The sequence below is a fragment of the Novosphingobium sp. genome, from assembly GCF_032093395.1.
In the GTDB taxonomy this organism is placed as follows: domain Bacteria; phylum Pseudomonadota; class Alphaproteobacteria; order Sphingomonadales; family Sphingomonadaceae; genus Novosphingobium.
On record NZ_DAMDBA010000031.1, the window covers coordinates 34,356 to 53,804 of the forward strand.

Annotated in this window: 15 protein-coding genes and 3 pseudogenes; 12 read left to right on the top strand and 6 right to left on the bottom strand. The window is 63.2% G+C overall.

From position 1 onward, the window contains the following. Positions 1 to 2: 2 nt before the first annotated feature. Genes RT424_RS12305 through RT424_RS12320 form a run of 4 tightly spaced genes read right to left on the bottom strand, consistent with a single transcriptional unit; the run spans position 3 to position 3,236 of the window. Complete coding sequence (locus RT424_RS12305; RefSeq protein ID WP_313438366.1) at positions 3 to 518, bottom strand: chemotaxis protein CheW; 516 nt, start codon at positions 516 to 518, stop codon at positions 3 to 5. 5 nt (positions 519 to 523) lie between these two features. After that, positions 524 to 2,527, bottom strand: a complete 2,004-nt coding sequence (locus RT424_RS12310) for a chemotaxis protein CheA (protein ID WP_313438369.1) — start codon at positions 2,525 to 2,527, stop codon at positions 524 to 526. Beyond that, on the bottom strand, positions 2,524 to 2,892 hold the full coding sequence (locus tag RT424_RS12315) for a response regulator (protein WP_313438372.1): 369 nt from the start codon (positions 2,890 to 2,892) through the stop codon (positions 2,524 to 2,526). Before RT424_RS12315 ends, RT424_RS12310 begins: the two co-directional genes overlap by 4 nt. After that, positions 2,889 to 3,236, bottom strand: coding sequence for an STAS domain-containing protein (locus RT424_RS12320; protein ID WP_313438375.1), 348 nt, complete (start codon positions 3,234 to 3,236; stop codon positions 2,889 to 2,891). Before RT424_RS12320 ends, RT424_RS12315 begins: the two co-directional genes overlap by 4 nt. Before the next feature lie 389 nt (positions 3,237 to 3,625). Here RT424_RS12320 and RT424_RS12325 point away from each other — a divergent pair, with 389 nt between their 5' ends. The 4 genes from RT424_RS12325 to RT424_RS12340 all read left to right on the top strand — a co-directional run bounded on the left by RT424_RS12325 (position 3,626) and on the right by RT424_RS12340 (position 11,203). Further along, positions 3,626 to 6,364 (top strand): TonB-dependent receptor, encoded by a 2,739-nt coding sequence (locus tag RT424_RS12325; protein WP_313438378.1) that lies wholly within the window; start codon positions 3,626 to 3,628, stop codon positions 6,362 to 6,364. A gap of 232 nt (positions 6,365 to 6,596) precedes the next feature. Beyond that, positions 6,597 to 9,533 (top strand): TonB-dependent receptor, encoded by a 2,937-nt coding sequence (locus RT424_RS12330; RefSeq protein ID WP_313438380.1) that lies wholly within the window; start codon positions 6,597 to 6,599, stop codon positions 9,531 to 9,533. Positions 9,534 to 9,663: 130 nt separating this feature from the next. Beyond that, on the top strand, positions 9,664 to 10,191 hold the full coding sequence (locus tag RT424_RS12335; RefSeq protein WP_313438383.1) for a sigma-70 family RNA polymerase sigma factor: 528 nt from the start codon (positions 9,664 to 9,666) through the stop codon (positions 10,189 to 10,191). Continuing rightward, positions 10,184 to 11,203: a FecR domain-containing protein gene (locus RT424_RS12340; RefSeq protein ID WP_313438386.1), complete on the top strand. Its 1,020-nt coding sequence runs from the start codon at positions 10,184 to 10,186 to the stop codon at positions 11,201 to 11,203. Before RT424_RS12335 ends, RT424_RS12340 begins: the two co-directional genes overlap by 8 nt. Positions 11,204 to 11,269: 66 nt before the next feature. Here RT424_RS12340 and RT424_RS12345 read toward each other — a convergent pair whose 3' ends face one another. Beyond that, positions 11,270 to 11,917, bottom strand: a complete 648-nt coding sequence (locus RT424_RS12345; RefSeq protein WP_313438389.1) for an NPP1 family protein — start codon at positions 11,915 to 11,917, stop codon at positions 11,270 to 11,272. 345 nt (positions 11,918 to 12,262) lie between these two features. Here RT424_RS12345 and RT424_RS24535 point away from each other — a divergent pair. The 7 genes and pseudogenes from RT424_RS24535 to RT424_RS12370 form a co-directional block, all read left to right on the top strand. Continuing rightward, a pseudogene (locus RT424_RS24535) lies at positions 12,263 to 12,352 on the top strand (cytochrome BD quinol oxidase subunit I); the annotation flags it as partial. Continuing rightward, positions 12,351 to 12,691 (top strand): annotated as a pseudogene (locus RT424_RS12350) (IS3 family transposase); the annotation flags it as partial. The pseudogenes RT424_RS24535 and RT424_RS12350, both read left to right, overlap by 2 nt. Positions 12,692 to 12,817: 126 nt before the next feature. Further along, the gene (locus RT424_RS12355; protein WP_313438405.1) at positions 12,818 to 13,807 is read left to right on the top strand and encodes a L,D-transpeptidase; all 990 of its coding nucleotides are present in this window, start codon (positions 12,818 to 12,820) and stop codon (positions 13,805 to 13,807) included. A gap of 35 nt (positions 13,808 to 13,842) precedes the next feature. Next, on the top strand, positions 13,843 to 16,152 hold the full coding sequence (locus RT424_RS12360) for a mechanosensitive ion channel domain-containing protein (protein ID WP_313438392.1): 2,310 nt from the start codon (positions 13,843 to 13,845) through the stop codon (positions 16,150 to 16,152). Continuing rightward, positions 16,127 to 16,300: a hypothetical protein gene (locus RT424_RS12365; RefSeq protein ID WP_313438395.1), complete on the top strand. Its 174-nt coding sequence runs from the start codon at positions 16,127 to 16,129 to the stop codon at positions 16,298 to 16,300. The genes RT424_RS12360 and RT424_RS12365 overlap by 26 nt, the downstream gene beginning before the upstream one ends. A gap of 21 nt (positions 16,301 to 16,321) precedes the next feature. Continuing rightward, positions 16,322 to 16,648, top strand: a pseudogene (locus tag RT424_RS24540) (hypothetical protein); the annotation flags it as partial. Then, complete coding sequence (locus RT424_RS12370) at positions 16,641 to 16,817, top strand: hypothetical protein (protein WP_313438397.1); 177 nt, start codon at positions 16,641 to 16,643, stop codon at positions 16,815 to 16,817. The pseudogene RT424_RS24540 and the gene RT424_RS12370, both read left to right, overlap by 8 nt. Before the next feature lie 52 nt (positions 16,818 to 16,869). Here RT424_RS12370 and RT424_RS12375 read toward each other — a convergent pair whose 3' ends face one another. Continuing rightward, positions 16,870 to 17,241, bottom strand: a complete 372-nt coding sequence (locus RT424_RS12375) for a hypothetical protein (protein ID WP_313438400.1) — start codon at positions 17,239 to 17,241, stop codon at positions 16,870 to 16,872. A gap of 514 nt (positions 17,242 to 17,755) precedes the next feature. On the opposite strand from RT424_RS12375, the gene RT424_RS12380 reads away from it, so the two are divergent. Continuing rightward, a complete protein-coding gene (locus RT424_RS12380) occupies positions 17,756 to 19,162 on the top strand; it encodes a DUF1214 domain-containing protein (RefSeq protein WP_313438402.1) in 1,407 nt (468 codons plus the stop codon). Positions 19,163 to 19,449: the final 287 nt, after the last annotated feature.

The following is a 19,449-nucleotide window of genomic DNA, read 5'->3' on the forward strand; positions in this document are numbered from 1 at the left end:
GCTCAATGTACTGTGGATGGCTGGGCCACGGCGGGATCGTTCCCACCGGCCAGCGAGCGAAAGATTGCGGCAAGGTCTGGCAGGACGACGACGCCGTCTTGCCGACGCACCAGCTCGCGAACGAAATCGCGGCGCCAACGCATGCCGACGGCGGGCGGCTCCTCGCTGGCGTCTCGCCGGAGCGTGGCCACTTCGTGGACCTTGTCGGTGCGAATGCCGATCTGAAACGTCTCGCCTTCCGCTTCGGTCTCGATCACCACGATGCGGCTGTCGACCGTGGCTTCGGCGGCGGGCATGGCGAAAGCCAGACGAAGGTCGGCGATCGGGATGATCTTGCCGCGAAAGTTGACGACGCTGCCCAGGAGCGGCGCCGCGCCGGGCACGCGGGTTTCGGGAAGCAGGTCCAGAATCTCGCGGACCAGCGTTGCCTCCAGCGCGAAAGTCTCGGCGCCAAGGTTGAAGGTCAGGACTTCGAGATTGCCGGCGGCATCCCACTGCGTGGCTGTCTGTTCGGGCATGGGGCTTATCCGGCGGCGCGAAGCCGCTCCTCCTGGTTCTGGCCGAGCATGACGAGCTGCGCGACATCGAGGATCAGCGCCACGCCGCCGTCGCCCAGTATCGTGGCGCCCGCGAAAGTCGCGACGTCGCGGTGCAGCGGCGACATCGACTTGATGACCGTCTGGTGGCTGCCGATGATCTGGTCCACCACCAGCCCGACACGCTCGGTGCCGGTGGCGATGACGACGATCTTCTGGTGCGGATCGGGCCGCGTGCCGGTGTCGAAGATTTCGCGCAGGCGCAGGAACGGCACCAGCCGGTCGCGCAGCGTTATGAAGCTGCGGCCGCGCGAACGCAGGTCTTCCTCAAGGCTAAGTTCGAGGCATTCCTCGACCGCGCCAAGCGGGATCACGTAGCGCCCCTCGCCCACGCGCACGAGCAATCCGTCGATGATCGCCAGGGTCAGCGGGATACGCAGCACCACGGTGGAGCCTTCGCCGGGTGCCGAAGTGATGTCGATGGCGCCTCGCAGGCTTTCGATCGTGCGCTTCACCACGTCCATGCCGACGCCGCGCCCGGACAGGTTGGTGACCTGTGCCGCCGTGGAGAAGCCGGGATGGAAGATCATCTGGAGCAGGTCGTGGTCGGAGATCGACTGGCCGGGCTGGATCAGCCCCTGCGTTTCCGCCTTGGCGCGCACGCGGGCGCGATCGATGCCGCGTCCATCGTCGCGGATGGTGATCAGCACTTCGCCGCCCGCCTGATGCGCGGAAAGACGAACCTGCCCGGCGGCGGGCTTGCCAGCGGCAAGGCGATCCTCGGGCGTTTCCAGGCCATGGTCGCAGGCATTGCGGATCAGGTGGACCATCGGATCGGCCAGACGCTCGATCATGGTCTTGTCGACTTCGGTGGTCTCGCCCTCGGTCGAGAGTTCGATGGTCTTGCCGGTTTCGCGCGCGAGGTCGTGGACCAGGCGGCGGAAGCGGCTAAACAGGCTGGCGACGGGCACCATGCGCAACACCATCATGGTATCGCGCAGTTCGCCCGCGAGCCGCTCGATCTCCTCCGAGATCGAACGCAGCGCCAGTTCGCTGCCGACCGCCGCGCCGTGGCCATTGGCAAGCTGCGAAAGGCGGCTCTGGACGATCACGAGTTCGCCCACGCGGTCCATCAGCTCGTCGAGCCGCTCGGCGGGCACGCGAACGCTTTCACCCGCGGGCTTTGCAGGCGTTCGGCTGGCAGGACCGTCCTGGGCCATCGGGGATGCCTCGGCGACGGGCGCTTCGGCCTTGGCATCCTGGGGTGCTTCGACCGATGTCAGTGCAGGTTGATCCGGCGCCGCCTCGACTTCCAGCGGCGCGATGGTCAGTTCCATGTCGTCCATCACGAAGATGAACACGTCGTCGATGTCGTCGCGCGAGATGTCACCGCGAAGTTCGACATCCCAGCCGATGTGGCATTCGGTCGGCACCAGTTCCGCCAGCGGCGGGATCGTATCGGTGCGCGCGACGATCCGGCAGTCGCCAAGGTCGCGCAGCTCGTCGAGCAGCATCAGCGGGTTGGTGCCATTGGCCATAGCCTCGGCGGGGAGGCGGAAGAACAGGCGCCAGCCCTTCGAGGCGGGAGCAGCAGGAGCGGTGGGCTCGCTGTCCGAGGCGCCGTCGATGGCGTCCTGAAGCTGCGCGAGGATGGCGGCGCCGGCACTTTCCAGCCCTGCTCCATCGCCCTCGATCAGCGCACGCATGTGGTCGCGCGCCGAAAGGATCACCGCCACCAGTTCCTGCGTCGCCGGGGCCAGCCCCTTGCGCACGCGATCGAAAGCGGTTTCGCAGTGATGGGTGAATTCGGCCAACGCGTCGAAGCCGAACATCGCGCCCGAACCTTTGAGCGTGTGCAGGCCCCGGAACACTTCGTCGATCAGGGCGCGATCGTCGAGCCGGTGGCCGAGATCGAGCAGGCCCTGCTCGATCTGGTCGAGCAGGTCGCCCGCCTCGACGCGGAACGCCGCGATCGGGTCTTGCGTGCTCACCGGCCCAGGACCTTGCGCGAGACCTTGATGAGCTGCTCTGGCACGAAGGGCTTGACCAGCCAGCCGGTGGCACCGGCGGCCTTGGCCTGCTGCTTCATCGAATCATCGCTCTCGGTAGTGAGGAAGATGATCGGAATGCCGGCCTGCTCGGGCGCCTTGCGCAGTTCGCGGATCATCGTCAGCCCGTCCATGTTCGGCATGTTGAGGTCGGTGATGATGAGGTCGAACCGCTTGGCGCCTGCCGCAGCGAGCCCTTCGACGCCGTCGCCCGCTTCGGTGACGTCGTAGCCCGCGCCGGTCAGCGCGATGCGGATGGCCATGCGCAGGCTGGGGGAATCGTCGACGGTAAGGATAGAGGCAGTCATTGCGGCAGTTCTCCGTGGAACCAGAATTCCAGATCCCGAGGGGTGATATCCGTGAGGAAGCCGGCACGTTCGAGCAGCGGCAGGACCGCGCCCTGGACGGGATGCGTCAGACGCAGTTCACGACCCGCCATCGCCCATTGCGCGCGGGCAGAGTAAACTATTTCTATAAACGCAAGATCCACATCTTTTAGCGCAGACAGATCAAGATCATTATCGCGCCCAGCTTCGAATTCACTGGAAAGAACACTGGCGAACTCGCGAGCGGAACGCACCGTCACGGAGTCCGTGACTGCGATAACTTGGCGCATTTTATCCTCTGGGTTCTTTCCGGCCAATTTAATCATTTAGCCGCTTGCAGGGTGTTAATCTGATTCTAGAGGATTGACGGCGCAAACGGGCGTTCCTGCCCATATATTTTGATGCGCTGCGGAATTTTCCGTCTCCCGACACGCACGCTTCCGCCCCCTACCGGGATAGCCGCCACTTCCGATGAGTGCACTTGGCAGTCTTGGCTCGAGTGCAATAACAGCGCTCAGCTAAGCCCTCCAATTTATTGCGACCCCTGATTTTCTTATGAAGAACTCACAATATCGCATTCATTGAAACAGAAGTGCAATAAAACTGACCTTGAACTTTCACAACTTTATTGTCCCCGATACCCGCCCTGCACTCTCTCCACCCCGACCGCCACGGATGTTCCTGCTCGTGGCCTTGTGATCGGGGAGTTATTCAAATGTGCACCAAGCGCAGCCTCTGGCTGGTATCGACCGCTATCGCCATGAGCGCGATGGCAATTCAGCCCGCCTTTGCCGAGGACGAACAGGGCACACAGGCCCCGCAGCCGGCAAGCGATATCGTCGTCACCGGCTTTCGCGCCAGCCTCAAAGGCGCTCGCGACGTCAAGCGCAGCGCAACGATCATCCAGGACTCGATCGTTGCCGAGGACATCGCCGCCTTCCCTGACCTCAACCTTGCCGAAGCATTGCAGCGCTTGCCGGGCGTAGCCATCAATCGCGAGGCGGGCGAAGGGCGCCGCGTCAGTCTGCGCGGGCTTGGTCCCGATTTCACCCGCGTCCAGCTCAATGGCATGGAAGTGCTGGGCAACGTCGATTCCGCGCAAGACAGCCGGGGCCAGGGCACGCGCGATCGCGCCTTCGACTTCAACATCTTTGCCGCCGAGCTGTTCAGCCGCGTGGATGTGCGCAAGTCGTTTTCCGCCGAGCAGAGCGAGGGCGGACTGGCCGGCACCGTCGGCCTCTACACCGCACGCCCGTTCGATTCCGAGGGCACCAAGGTCGCCTTCTCCGCCTCGGGCGGCACCAACACCCTGACCAAGGACTTCCAGCCGCGCCTGACCGGACTCGTCTCCAAGAACTGGGGCGATTTCGGCATTCTCGTCTCCGCCGCCTACAGCCATCGCCAGACCCGCGAAACCGGCGTCGACACCTATCGCTGGCGCCTGAACAAGGCCAACGGCTCGGACATCTCGGCGCTGACGCAGGAAGAGCGGGACAAGATCAACTCCGGCACGCTGCGCTTTGCGCGCGGCAATCGCCTCTCGGTATGGGACAGCACGCAGGACCGCCTCGGCGTGACGGCTTCGGCGCAATGGAACCCGGCCGATACCGTCCACCTCACGCTGGACGGCCTCTATGGAAAGTACAAGGCCGATCGCTTCGAGACCCATCTGGCTTCGCGCGGCGGTGGCGGCTCCACCTGGCTGGGCGGCGGGCAGACTTTCGCGGGTGTGACCTATCCCAACTCCAGGATAAACGCGATCGAGTGGAACGATCAGAACGAGGTGACCTACCTCGATGTCTCGGGCGGCCAGACCGCGACCGAGACGCGTGTCCAGAAAGCCACGAACACTTTCAAGCAGCTTACGTTCAGTGGCGACGCCGAGATCGCGCCGGGCCTGAAGGCGACGTTCCTCGGCGGTATCGAGCGTTCCAGCTACGACATGCCGCTGAGCGATCAGTTCTACACCGAGGCCTATGGCGATGTGGTCACCGACTATCGCGGGGGAAGCTATTCGCTTTCCAACACGTACGGTTGGGACGCCGGCGATGCGTCGAACTATCACGCCCATGAAATCGACATGAACCAGAGCTTCCAGGACAGCGCCTTCGATAATGTCAAAGGCAGCCTGGCCTATGAAGTCACGCCTGACGACAAGATCTCGATCGGCGGCGAGTGGCGTCGGTTCGAGAACTCCGGCTTCAAGCGCACTTACAACGATGCCCTGCTGACCGGGTTCAAGAACGGTACCGTCAGCGCAGATATGAGCCACTATGCGAAGGTCTACGACGGATACAAGGGCCAGGACTGGGTGATCGTCGACTATGACAAGGCCCTGTCCACGCTCGGGATTGATCGCGGCAAGTACCTGACCAGCAAGAACAGCGTATTTTCGGTCGAGGAGCGCACCGCCGCCGGTTACGTCCAGTACGATTGGAACCACATGCTTGGCAGCATGCCGTTCCGGGGCAACATCGGCGGACGTTACTATCACACCGATATTCTTTCGGCGGGGATCGGCACGGTAGGCGGCACGGAAGCGCCGATCTCCGTGTCGTCGAGCTATCAGGGCTTCCTGCCGGCCATGAACCTGATCTTCGATGCGACGCAGAACCTCGTCGTCCGCGCTTCGGCGGCGCGCAACATCAATCGACCCGCGCTCGGCTCGCTTGCTGTGAACGGGACCGTCTCCGTCGGGGACAACGGCGAACTCTCGGTCTCGGTCGGCAATCCGGCGCTGAAGCCCTACAAGTCCACCGACCTCGATCTTTCGGTCGAGTATTACTTCGGCAAGGTCGGCTCCGTCAGCGCCGCCCTGTTCTACAAGACGCTGGACGGCTTCATCACCACCCAGACCGTCAACGACGTGCCCTATAGCCAGACCGGCCTTTCCACCGACCTCGTCACGGGAGTGACTGGCAGCACCAATGTCACCACGTTCTCGCGCCCGGTGAACCTTGGCAAGACCGACCTTTGGGGACTGGAACTGGCCGCGCAGACCGACTTCACGTTCCTGCCCGCGCCCTTCGACCACTTCGGTACGGCGGTGAACTTCACTTACGTCAATTCGAAGTACGATTACTCGACGATGTACGCAGGCGGCGCCAACACGACGCTGGAAGGGCTGAGCAAGTATAACGGCAACATCACGCTCTATTACCAGGATGCGAAGTTCGACATTCGCGGCTCGGCCAATTACCGCAGCAGCTACGTCTACAGCGCGGCGCCGATCACCAGCACATTGGGCCTCGATCAGGACCTCTCGGGCTATGCGGCAACGGTCTACGTCGACATGTCCGCCCACTACAAGGTGATGGAGAATGTCCAGCTGACGCTCGATGCCATCAACCTCACCAACCAGCACGAGAAGCAATACTCGGACAGCACCAAGCGGCTCTACGTCAACACCCGTTCGGGCACGACGATCATGGGCGGCGTGCGCTTCGAGTTCTGAGAGTCCGTTTGAAAATTCGCTGAAAGCGAATTTTGCGGCGGCGGCGCAGACCGCATCCATCGAATAAAGTGAAGGCGTAAGGTGAAGGCGCGGGGCGATCATTGCCCCGCGACTTTGCATTGAGGTGTAGCCGCCCCCGGAACGGTCACATAATCGTCATCCCGCCCTGATAGCCGCCCGCGCCGGAGGGCTCGTGTTTCCCAAGGTTCGCGGTCGGCGCGTCGCATGCTGCATGGTTCTGGCACTGGCCGCCCCGATGGCGGCCGGAAGCGCCACCGCGCGCGAAGCGGCCCCCGGACACGGCGCGATTGCCTTTCACATTCCTTCCGGTCGTCTTGCCGACGTGCTGCGGATGATTTCCCAGAAATCGGGCGTGCAGATCGTCACCTCCGTCGGCCCCGATCTGCGCAGCCGCCATGCCGTGAACAAGCGCCTGACGGTCGAACAGGCACTTGCCCAGGCGACGCGAGGCCTTCCGGTCGAAGTCCGGCGGATGCCGGGCGGTTTCGTGGTGATGGACGCGCGGGCGTCGATGCAGAGAGCGCCCGAACCGGCTGCGTCGCTGCCGTCGGCGCTACTTGCCAGCCATCCGCCGGAGACCGAAGGCCCGCCGATCCTCGTTACCGGCTACCGGGAAAGCCTCCGCCAGGCAGCCGCAACCAAGCGGACCGCCCGGTCGATCATGGAAGTCACGCGGGCGGAGGACATCGCCGCCTTTCCCGATCACAATGCCGCCGATGCGCTCCAGCGTCTGCCCGGTATCGCGGTCAGCCGGGATAACGGTGAAGGACGGCAGGTCTCGCTTCGCGGCCTCGGCCCACTGTTCACCCGTACGACGCTGAACGGCATGGAGACGCTGGCAACCACCGCGTCCGGTCTCGACAATCGCGGCTCCGTCAGCCGTCAGCGCCGGTTCGATTACTCGATCTTCGATGCCGGGCTTTTCTCGGAAGTCGAAGTGCTCAAGGCCTGGTCGGCCGACCGGGATGCCGGCGGCGTCGGCGGGACAGTGGCGCTGCGTACCGTGCGTCCGCTGGAACAGACCGGGCCGGTCACCCTGCTCTCGGTGCAGGGCCGCGCCGGCGCCAACAGCCGCAGCGTGACGCCGCAGGTGACCGCCGAACTGTCGCGAAGGAACGAGGCCTGGGGACTGCTGATCGCGGCGTCCTGGAGCCGCAACCGGGTGACCGAATATGGCTATCGCAACTGGGATTGGGTGCCGGTCGTCTTCGGCGAGGAGAACATCGGCCCCGGTGTGGACGCCAAGGACCGCGCGCGGCTCACCGGCACGGGAAAGCCGGTCTACATGTCGCGCGCGCAATCCTATTCCACCTGGACCAACAGCTTCGAGCGGTTGAACCTCGTGGGCGCCATCGAGCACGAGAGCGACACGGGCCTGCGCATCGCACTCGAGATGCTCTATGCCCGGCTTGCGAACGACCGGCAGGAATATTCGCTCGCGGCGGCGGGGACGAACGGCCTCACCGCCGACGTCACCGGCACGCAGCGCCTGGAAAGCGTGACGATCGCGGGAGATACCATGGCCGCCGCCGACTTCAGCGGCGTCGACTTCCGCTCCGAATGCAAGCGCACGGCAGACCATACCGCATTCGCGCAGGCCGTGCTTTCGCTCGAAGCACCGCTGGATGATGCCACCACGATCGCCGCCCGGTTCGGCTATGCCCGAAGCGATTTCGAGGAACCGGTGTTCGACAAGGTTTTCCTCCAGGCGAAGGGCAAGCGTTTCAGCTACACCGCGACAGGATCGGAGACCGGCAATCGCTATGGTTTCGATCCGGCCGATGCCGCGCAATGGGGCCTGATGCGGGCCGACACGCGCGAGGATGCCATTCTGAACCAGAACGCCACCGCCCGGCTCGAAGTGGCCCGCGTGCTCACGCCCGGCGCAACCCTGAAGCTCGGCGGAATCTATCGCTATTTCGGCAATGACGGCTATGAGCGGCGCGTGCGGGTCGACTACCCGGCCGGAAGCGGGCTGGCCGCCGTCACCACTTTGCTGCCCGGCAAAACCCTGGCGCCCTATGTCGTCGCCGATGTCGACCGCACTTTCGCCGCCACCGGGCAGAACCGCGTGCTTTCCGGCACCGACGACATGCCCGGCACCAGCTATGCGGTTCACGAGGACAGCTACGCGGCCTTCGCCCTGGCGACATTCGACACACGGCTGGGCCCATGGCCGATCAAGGCCGAAATCGGGCTTCAGTACCAGCGCGTCGATATGCTGTCGTCAGGCAAGGCCAGCACCGATGCCAGCCAGTACCGCGTCTCCCAACGCAGCCACCGCGACGCCTGGCTGCCCTCGTTCCAGGCACGTGCCACCCTGCGCCCAAATCTCCTGCTGAGGCTGGCAGCCAGCCGCAATCTCAACCAGCCCGATGTGGCGGACTTGCGCGCCGCAGCGCAAGTCAACGCCACGCCCTTCGGCGGCACGATCACCTCGGGCAACCCGGCGCTCAAGCCCTTCACCTCCGATGCGCTGGACCTTTCGCTGGAACAGTATTGGGGCCGGGACGGCTACGCTTCGCTCGGCCTGTTCTACAAGCACCTCGATTCCTTCATCACCTCGGAGACGAGCGTGATACCCTACGCGCAGACGGGCTATCCGCTGGAGTTCCTCTACGCGGACCAGGACGGCTCGATCCTCTACAACGTCATCCAGCCGGTGAACGGATCGGGGGCGTCCATCGTCGGTGTCGAGGCGGCCATCCAGCGAGACTTGCGTTTTCTTCCCGCGCCGCTCGACCGCCTGGGCCTTGCCGCCAATGTGACGTTCGCCTCGGGCAGGAGCGAGGTCACGTACGATAGCGGTACTGTCCGCCTGCCGCTGATCGACCTCTCGCGCTGGTCGGGCAACACCACGCTCTATTACACCGGGCGTGGCTGGGACGCGCGCGTGGCCGCGGCCTATCGCGGCACCTACCGCGTGGGGATCGGCAACAACGGCAATATCGGTGAGTGGATCAAGCCCAGCCTGACGCTCGATTTCGCGGCTCACCTGGCGATCGGCGCAAGGATGCAGGCCTTGATCGAGGGACGTAATCTCACCGACGCCCCGGTCGTCCAGTACACCGATCACAGCGCACAGCGTCTCCTCGCCCGGACCCGCAGCGGACGCGTGTTCTCGGCCGGGCTGCGATACCGGTTCTGACCGAGATGGACGGAATTTACCTGTCCCCGTTTTGCCCGCTCCGCACTCTTCATCGCAGGCCTCATATGGGCCGGATATTTTATGGATCGCCGGACATGCAGAGCTTCCTGCCGGACTGCCGCCGATGTACATGAGCGATGTCGCCAGCCAGCTTTCCGCGGGGCTCGGGCGGCTGCGCAGCTATGTGCGCCGGCGCCTGCGCGACCCCGAAGGCATGGAGGACGTGGTGCAGGAAACGCTTATGCGCGTGATCGAGCAGGAGCGCCGGCAGGTGATCGAACAGCCCCTGGCCTATGCCTTTCGGGTTGCGGATTCGGTGATCATGGCCGGCGCGCGCAAGTCTTCGCGGGAAGCGGGACTGGACGGCCTGGATTTCGCTTGCGAATTGCCGCTGGCCGATGAAGTGCTGGATTATCGCCAGCGCCTCGCCCGCTTCGAGGCGGCGCTGGAGCGCCTGACACCGCAGCGGCGCGCGGCCTTCCGCCTCCGCCATATCGATGGCAAGTCGCGGCAGGAGATCGCGGCGGAACTGGACCTCAGCGTGGAGGCGGTGAAGAAACACCTCGTGCGCGCGATGGCCGACCTGACCCTGTCGTTGGGCGGAGATTGGGCCAGCGACTGGAAAACCGATCGGATGGGAACGACGGGCCATGGATGAACGACAGCTCGAAACGATCGAGACCGCCGCCGACTGGGCAGACCGCTATGACGAACTCGACGAAGCCGAGCGGCGCGAGCTGGCCCAGTGGCTTTCCGAGCGCCCCGAACATGCCCGCGCCTTTGCCCGGATCCGCCAGGTGCTCAGCGATGCTGCGCTGCTGGAGGCCGTCGATACCGCGCCTTCCCGCGATGCGCGTATGGTGGACTTCGCAGCGGATCTGCCGCGATCGCGCCCTCTGCCTCGCACACGTTTCTCCCGTCTTCACGACGCCCTGCCCACGCAGCTCGGGCGCCGACAGGCACTGGCGGCAGGGCTTGCCGCCCTCGTCGCCGCGCCGCTGGGAGGTTATTTGTTGACGCGTAGGCAGCCGGCTTCGGCGCCCGATCCGCTGCGTTTTGCCAGCGACGTCGGCCAGCGGCGTCACGTCGTACTGCCGGACGGATCGAGCATGCTGCTCGACGCCGCATCGTCGGTCAGGGTTCATTTCACGCCCGAGCGGCGCGGCATCGAGCTGGACCGGGGTGCCGCGCGCTTCGACGTACGCCACGATGCGGCGCGTCCCTTCGAGGTGCGCACCCCCGGCGCGGCCATGACCGCGCTGGGCACCAGCTTCAGTGTCGACCGGCTCTCGGACGCTGCCGAGCTGCGCGTCTTCTCGGGCCGCGTCGCGATGGCGGCGCACGGGCAGCAGCCACTGGTGGTGCCCGCGCGGCAGTGGGCGCTGTTCGATGGGAGAGCCATCGATGAGGGCAGCTTCGATCCTGCCGCCCACGCCGACTGGCAGAACGACTGGCTCGACGCGGAGTCCATGCGGCTCGGTTTTGCGATCGAGCGCCTCAGCCGCTACAGCGCCGATCCGATCCGGCTTCAGGAACCGTCCCTGGCGAGCCGCACCTTCAGCGGTCGCTTCCGCCTCGACGAGCCCGAGCAATCGCTGGCGCTGATCGGCGCGCTGTTCGGCCTGCGGCCCAGCAAGCGGGCCGACGGAATCTATCTCGTTGCGGCATAAGTCAAAGTGGCCCGCCGCACGTCGTATGCGCGGCGGGCCACTGGGATATAAGGACAAGATTTCCGTTTAGCGGAAATCGGCCTTCACGATATTGTTGGCGAAATTGGCGTCTTTCATCGGGACATTGCCATCGCCGAAGCTGGTGTTCGTCAGGGCGTTGCGCGCGGCAGCCGGCAGCTTTTCCCACTGAATCAGCGGCTGCTGGCCACCCTGCGAGGTGGTCGAACCGAGCTGGTGGTTGGTGATGCCGTTGGTGTAATAGCGGATCTTCGGGTGGCTCCCGTCGAGCGGCGGCGAGGTCGATTTGTCGTAGCCCGAATGTGCCGAATAGGAGACCGCGACCACGTTTGCGGATTCCTCGCAGCTGGACAGCCAGACGACCGCGCTTTCCCAATCGTGCCGGTGGCCGTCTATCACCTGGTCCTTGGGAAAATACCAGGCGTACATGACCGCGCAGAGACCGTAATGGGTCTGGGCGCGGACGTAGACCTGGCCGGTGTTGGAGGAACATCCGCCGTTACGAGAGCCGGTCGGGTTCAGCCCCCCGTTGGTGTTGCCAGCGGCATCGACGGCGGGAAACGGCACGCAGCCGCTCTCCACCTTCAGCACGGGCTGGAATTTGGACATGTAGCTTTCGGCGGCCGCCGGTATGGACTGGACCTGATCATGGCCTATGACCGCGGCGAAAGCAGGTCCGGGGAAGGATGCAACCATGGCTGGAAGTATCCACGGGATAAGCCGGTTCAGGCAGGAAGCAGAACGCATCAAATTGCTCCTTTTTAGAGGAAACAGGCACAGATCGCTGACCGGGTGCGCCTGTCGTATCGCCTGAGCATCGTTCCAGAAGAGAAACGAGGAACAAGGCGAGCGGAGACCGGATACCCCCTGCCTGAGAAGATTCGATGCTTGCGATGTCATGCACATCGGATCCCCTTCACGCCGAATTCAACCGGTCAACCAAGGAGGAAGATTGTGCCCAACCGCAAAAGGGGACAAAGAATTTTATGAAGGTTTTAAGACGGTTAGGGGAGAAACGGCCAAACGGGTGAGTGAACTGCCCCAGATGCCCATCGGTTGCGGCAATTGGACGACGAGAACTGCAAACTGAAGCGGCTCCTGGCCGACAGCATGCTGGACGAGGCGATACGTGCGCCGACGACGTTGCCGCAAGCGTGCCCGGGGCAGTCGAACGCCAGTCCAGGGGGCACTTCGCGCTGGCGACCGCTGGTCGATGGACTTTGTCGCCGATACCTTTGGCGCGTCGCGCAAGTTCAAGATTTTGGCGATCAATTATGATGTTGCCGGGAGAACCTGTGCCTGGCGGCGGACACCAGCATCTCGGGGGCTCAGGTGGCGCGTGAACGGGATGCTCTGGTTCGTCTACACGGGAAACCTGCTTGCATTATCAGTGGTAATGGCACTGAATTTACGAGCCGGGCGATCCTGCAATGGGCCCGCAGCGCAAGGCAATCCTCCGGGGCAGAGTGGGGCGAATTGGTTTTCGCTACACAGCTACGGCACTAGAAGTAACATACGTAAACACTTGCACTGTCCAAGCAAATTCCTGATCTACTCCCTGCAAGGGTTCCGATCAGCAATTTGCTTGGGGATGGCATGAGATCGTTTGGCATTGTCATTGCGGGATTGGCATGCATGCTTGCGCAACCAGTAGCGGCGCAAGGGGCGAAAGCCAGTTCGCCTCCTGAATTCGCGCGAATGATAGAGGATCTCCAACCTGGCCAGTGGGTCTGGGCGTCTCAGGTCTCGCCAAGGGGGCCGATCCTGATCTATGTCGACCTCTCCCGCCAGATCGCCATCGTCTATCGCAACGGGATCCGCATTGCCGCCACGACCGTTTCGACCGGCAAGGCAGGTCACGAGACGCCGACCGGCGTATTCACCATTCTTCAGAAGGACGCCGATCACCGGTCCAGCAAATACAACAGTGCGCCGATGCCGTTCCAGCAGCGGCTGACGTGGGATGGGGTCGCGCTCCATGCGGGCGGTCTGCCGGGCTATCCCGAGAGCCATGGATGCGTGCATCTCCCTTTCGAGTTCGCACGAGAGCTTTTCGGGATAACAAGCCTTGGCATTACCGTGGTCGTCGAGGGCGACGCCGCCCATCACGTGCGGACCAGCGACAACAGCCTGCTTGCCCCTTTTGACGCGGCCGGCCGGGCTCGGGACACGCAGCCCCTTGAGGGAATGGAATATCGCTGGACACCGCAAGCAGCCGAGCAAGGGCCGCTCAGCATCATCGTGTCGAAATCCGATCAGCGCGTCGTCGTGCTCCGCAACGGAACAGAGATCGGACGCAGCGCCGCACAGGTGAATGACGATGATCCCGGCTCACATGTCATCACCCTGACGCTCCGGCAGGGAAAGCCGCACTGGGTCTATGTGGGGATGAACGGGCATGAGGCCGATGAAGGCAAGGAAGTCGATGAAGCCATTGTCAACCGGGTCCATATGCCGAGAGCCTTCTACCAACTGGTCAAGGCGCAATTGAAACCGGGATCGACGATCCTCGTCACGGATTCGCGGGTCGGTGCCACGCCGCTCGAACGGCTGACGATCATGGATGCGGTCGTACCGCAGCCGTGATGCCAGACACTTCAAATGCATCGGCCAGGAGGCCAGTGAGTTTTCGGCTCGCCCTGGGCCTGACGTCGGCGATCCTGCTCTTGATCGCATGGCCCGCGATGGCCGAAGTGACTGACAGCACCAGCCAAACCTGGGAGGCGACGGCGACGCGGGCCGAAACGCTGCTCCAGCTTCCACCGCCGAGACGTGATCGGATTACCTCGGAGCAATGGGAAGAGTTGCGCCTGCAATTGACCCTGCAGCGCGAGGAAGCGCTGGAACAGACATCGCACGGAAGCCTCGGAAGCCGGATAGCGGCCGCTCAGCTCAAGGAACTGGGCGCCGCAGCCAAAGGGCAGCCCGAGCCTGAATGGATGCGTACACGTCGCGCTGCGCTCAATGCCGAACTGGCGGCGGACCAGGCACCGGTCATGGCCGCCCGGGATTTCCACGCCCGATCAAGCGTGCTCATCTCGGACATCGATGAAATCCTGCGCAAGCAGCGTAGCCGTGACCTTTTTGCAAACCGCAATTCGGTGCTGCTAGTGCAGACATGGCGAGCGGCCGGATCGCAAGTATCTACGCTGCTTTCCGCTGCCTTGCCCGCTGGCGGCGCATTTTCCGCTGCCGCGCGGTTCGTTGTCGCCTTCGCTGCGGGGATTGTTGCGCTGTGGCTGGCATTCCGCGTCCGTCGCCGGACACGCGTGATGATCGACCGGCGCTCCCAGGCATCGACTGTGCCGGCGAGGCGTCTCGGGTTCGCCTTCTTGCGCGATCTCATCGACATTGCCGCTCCGGCGCTGGCCTTGTTGTTCGTCCATCTGCTTTTGCGGAGCATGCCCGATCAGCTACCGGTCCTTGCTGCAATCGGCGGACGGGTGACGCTTGCGGGCATGACCGTCATTTTCGCCCGCTGGCTGGGCCACAGCATTTTCGAACCGGCCTTTCCGCCCGGACGGCTTCTCACCCTCCCGGAAGGCAAATTGGGCAATGCCATCACACTCATGGCGCTGCTTGGCGCCACGCTTGCTGCGAATACCCTGCGGCAGGATGTCAGGCTGTTGCCCGGCAGCGCTCCCGCGCTCGATGCCATCATCTCGCTGGCGATCATCGTGTTCGGCGCCGCCTGTATCTGGCGACTGACCGCACTCCTGCGACTTGCCCGGCCCGGAAGACAGGCTGGCACGAATGCTGAGGCTGGATCGCACCGCGGCGACATGCTGTCCTCGGTCATCCTGTTCCTGAGGATCATCGCGATACTCGCGGTGCTTGCGGCGATGACCGGTTATTCCAAGCTGTCACAGTATCTGCTGATATCGACGCTGACGTCGTTCGCCACCGCTGCTACTGCGTTATTCCTGTTCCGCTCGCTTACCGAAGCCTCGGGTCTGCTGTTCATGGCTCCAGGCCAGCCTCAGTCCCGCTACATGCAAGTCGTGCCGCTCGTATTCGGCTTCGTCCTGCTGATAGCCACTCTGCCATTGATCGCGCTGATGTGGGGCGTCAGTGGTGAACGAGTCATCGACCTGGTGCTGGCGTTCAAGAATGGCGTGGCGCTCGGCGACATTCGCATATCGTTCGGCAGCGTGATGACGTTCGCGCTTGTGTTCCTGTTCGGCTACATCCTGACCCGCTGGATCCAGCGTATCGTCCATTTCGCCGTGCTGGACCGGCTTCGGGTGGACGTGGGAGCAAGCAGTGCGATCCTGACCGGAACCGGCTACCTGGGACTTACGCTTTCGGCGCTGGTAGCGATCACGGCTGCAGGGCTCGACCTTTCGAGCCTCGCCTTCATCGCCGGGGCCCTGTCAGTGGGCATCGGCTTTGGCCTGCAGTCGGTCGTCGCGAACTTCGTCAGCGGTATTATCCTGCTCATCGAAAGGCCGATCAAGCAAGGCGACTGGATCGAGGTCGCGGGCTATTCCGGCCATGTCCGCAAGGTCGCGTTCCGCTCGACGCACATCGAAACGGCCGATCGCCACGAAGTCATCATCCCCAACAACGAACTGGTGGCCGGCAGCGTCAAGAACCTGACCTATGGCGACAGCGAGGGGCGGATCGTGCTACCGATCGGTGTCGCTTACGGTTCCGACCTGGAAAAGGTGCGCAAGCTGCTCGTCGACATAGCGGTATCGCACGAGAAGGTGCTGGGCGATCCGCTCCCTCGCGTCGTGATCGATGCCTTGGGGGACAATGCCATCAACCTCAATCTGCTATGCTTCGTGGGCGACGTGAACCAGCGCCTGACCGTGCGATCCGATCTCTACTTCGTGATCGTCAAGGCGCTGGACGACGCCGGCATCTCCATTCCGTACCCTCAGCGCGAATTGTGGATCCATGATGTCCGAGACACTCAAGGGGCATGAAAAGATGGTCGGCGCGGGCGGAGGCAACATGCCCGGCGATTTCATGCTGACGGGCTGGAAGAACATGCATCCCGACAAGCAGTACGTCGAGAAGTTCGAGACCCTCTACCGCAACATAGAGGATCGCAACTACATCGCCCGCACCTAGAAATTCGCCAGCTGGTACGAGAATCCGCTGGACCTGCCGGGACGCTATTATCTCCAGGCGATCAGCCAGCTGTTCAAGGAAAACCGGCTGGCCAACGGCACTTTTAGCGCGCTAGGGCGGACGCTGGACCTTAAAGACATAACCATACCCACCTACCTGCTGGCGGGCGAGGAGGACGATATCACGACGTCCGAGCAGGTTTTTCGCGCCCGCGACTTATTCGGTACGGACCCCGATCTGATCGAGAGCAGGCTGGTTCCCGGCGGGCACATCGGGCTGTTCATGGGGCATCGCACGCTCGCCTATGCCTGGCCGGAGATCGCGCGCTGGATTCTCGCGCATGACTGAGGCCCCCATCACTCAAGCGACCGAGCAGTTTCTGGCTCAATGTGGCCGATTTCCGCCCATTCCGATCGCCGTAGTCCATCCCGTCAACGCCATCGCAATTGAGGCGGCAGCCGATGCGGCCCGGCGCGGCCTCATCGCACCGGCGCTGATCGGGCCGCGTTCGCGCTGACACACAAGTCGCACAACCATGACGACGGCAAGCACCGGGGAGCCGAAATACATCAGAAGCGGCGATGCTCCTGCCCATCAATCAGGTCGCAGGTTCCGCGAAACGCATAAGGCGCGGTGCCCTGCACGCTGATCTGACCGCTGCGGCGGTTGATCGTCACCAGCGGCTTGTTGAGACCATTGAGACGGTATCTGGCCCGGATCACGTCCGGCCCCATCTCCACATCATAAAGATCCCACCAGCCGTCATTGCCCCGGCTGTTGATGGGGGGAACCAGCTTCTTGGGCAGGCGGATTCGCCCGCCTCCGTCCCAGAACTGGAGCATCAGCGAGGCATCGAACTGCTGCCCGGTCATCTCGGTGCGGTTGCCGTAGTCGTATCGGTTCGTCCGCGCGTTCCACGACCAGCCGTACGTCGTCGACACCCCACTGCGCTGACCGTCGCCGAAGCATACGCGGTTTGAGGATGCCTGAATGATCGGCGATATTCCAGGTTGCGGCGCTTGCCGATTAGCAGCTCAGACCCGGATCGGCTGATCATTTTTAAGTCGCGGATAACCGCGCGCTACGCCTTCGTCGTGGTATCGCCAAATAGTTACAATAATAGCGACTACGTTCATGGCCGGCGCTTCACATCGATCAGCTGACAGGCCGCCGTGTCGAACGCGATGTATCGAACGATGGCGTGGCTCAGAAATGACCGATTTTAAGCGCTTTGCTGCCCGGCCGCTCCGGCGGCGGCCTACCAAGCTACTGTTTGGCTGCTTCCTGACCGACGACTTTGATGGTTTTTACCCGTGGGCCAACAGACGTCGTAATCTCCAGAGTGTCGCGGCGTTCTTGCTTCCTAACCGGTATTTGTCCCTCGCCCTCTCGGGGGAGACCCCAATGTCGGGATTATGGCAGCGGGGTAACGTGGCGGTCTGAGGAGACAAGTTTATGTCCGGTGCCATTTCGTCAGCCGCCAACGATGACGCTCGCTTTTCGCTCGGATATCCCGATCCAGAAACCGCTCAGGACGCCTACGACGCGGCAGACCTGAACCGTGCCATCACCGCCTATCGGTTCTTTTACCCGACCGTTGTGGGGGCAGCGATCTTGAAGGGTAATCTGGATTGCGGACTGGTGCCCAACAAAGTGTTCGGGACCATGCATTCCGGGCCGGAACAGATCGTCTACACCACCAACAACGATACGCCTTACGGTCCGCTGCTTCTTGACCTTGGAGTGGGACCGCTGGTGATCGAGCTGCAGCCCGGGGCGTTGATCGTCTGTTCGATCGACGTCAACCAGCGCTGGGTAGCGGACATGGGGCTGCCGGGACCTGACGGAGGCAAGGGCGGCAAGCATGTCCTGGTTCCGCCGGGCTGGCAGGGCGAACTGCCCAGCGGCGAGGGTATCTACCTCCACGAGGCGAGCAGCAATCTTCAGATCGTTGGCGCGCGGGCGTTGCCGGTGGGCGGCGATGTCGAAAGCGCCAAACAGCTGCTGACCACCATCAAGGTCTATCCGCTCGATCCTACGGCGGCATGGGACGAGCCGCAATGGATCGATCTCACTGGTGTTGAGCAGGACGGTACGCCGATCGCGTATGAGCGGGAGTTTCACTTCTGGGAGGTTTTGCACCGGACCCTTGAACACGAACCGGCCTTTGCGGGATATCACAACGAATATGGCGAGCTTGCCGCCCTGGGAATCGGAAAGGGCACGCCTTTTGCACCGGACGAACGGATGAAGGACATCCTGACACGCGCGGCGCAGATCGCCAACGACCAGATGCGGGTTCAGTCCTTTGCCGACCGCCGGCCCGACCGGTTCCCATGGCCGGACCGCAAGTGGGAATGGGCAAGCCTGCGCTATGAGGATGGAGACTTCAACACCGCGTTCCACACGGATCTCGAAGCGCGGGAGAAGTGGTTTTATCAGGCGATCGGCGCCTCCCCGGCGATGTTCCGTCGCGATGCGCTGGCTGGCTCGCTCTATTGGCTGGGCCTTCGGGATGGCAAAGGGGCCTATCTCGACGGCGGAAAAAACTATCGGCTGTCCGTGCCGCTGTCGGTGCCCGGACGGCTGTTCTGGTCGGTTACCGTCTATGAAACCGATACGCGAAGCCAGATCCGCACCGATCAGAACAAGGCAGCGTTGCGTTCGATGTTCGAACTGAGCGACCTGACCGGAGACAGCGTCGATCTTTTCTTCGGGCCGGAGGCATCGGATGGCCAAGTGGCGCGGTGGATCAAGACGACCCCGGGCAAGGGCTGGTTCGCCTATTTCCGCATTTATGGACCCGAAGGCGGTGCGTTCGATGGAAGCTGGAAGCCGGGTGATTTCGACGAGATGAGCTAAGGCGAACTTCCTCGAAATCACCCGAGCCTGTTAAATTAACACAATTGCAGGGTCCGCTTTGGGGCGCGGCGTAAGGCCTGTCGAATCGGAGTATTTTCCAGCCGATGGCACTAGGGCGTAAACTCATAAACCGCACCATCGAGGCGCCCGAATGGCGAACAGCTCGGGCCAAAGTGGCCGCCGGGCGGGCTGGTTGCCCGTCCAAGGTCACTTTGGGGACCTGTTCACGGCCGTCGGCGTCCATTCCGGCGTCGCGCGTGGCACGATCCGGACCTTACCCTCGGCGC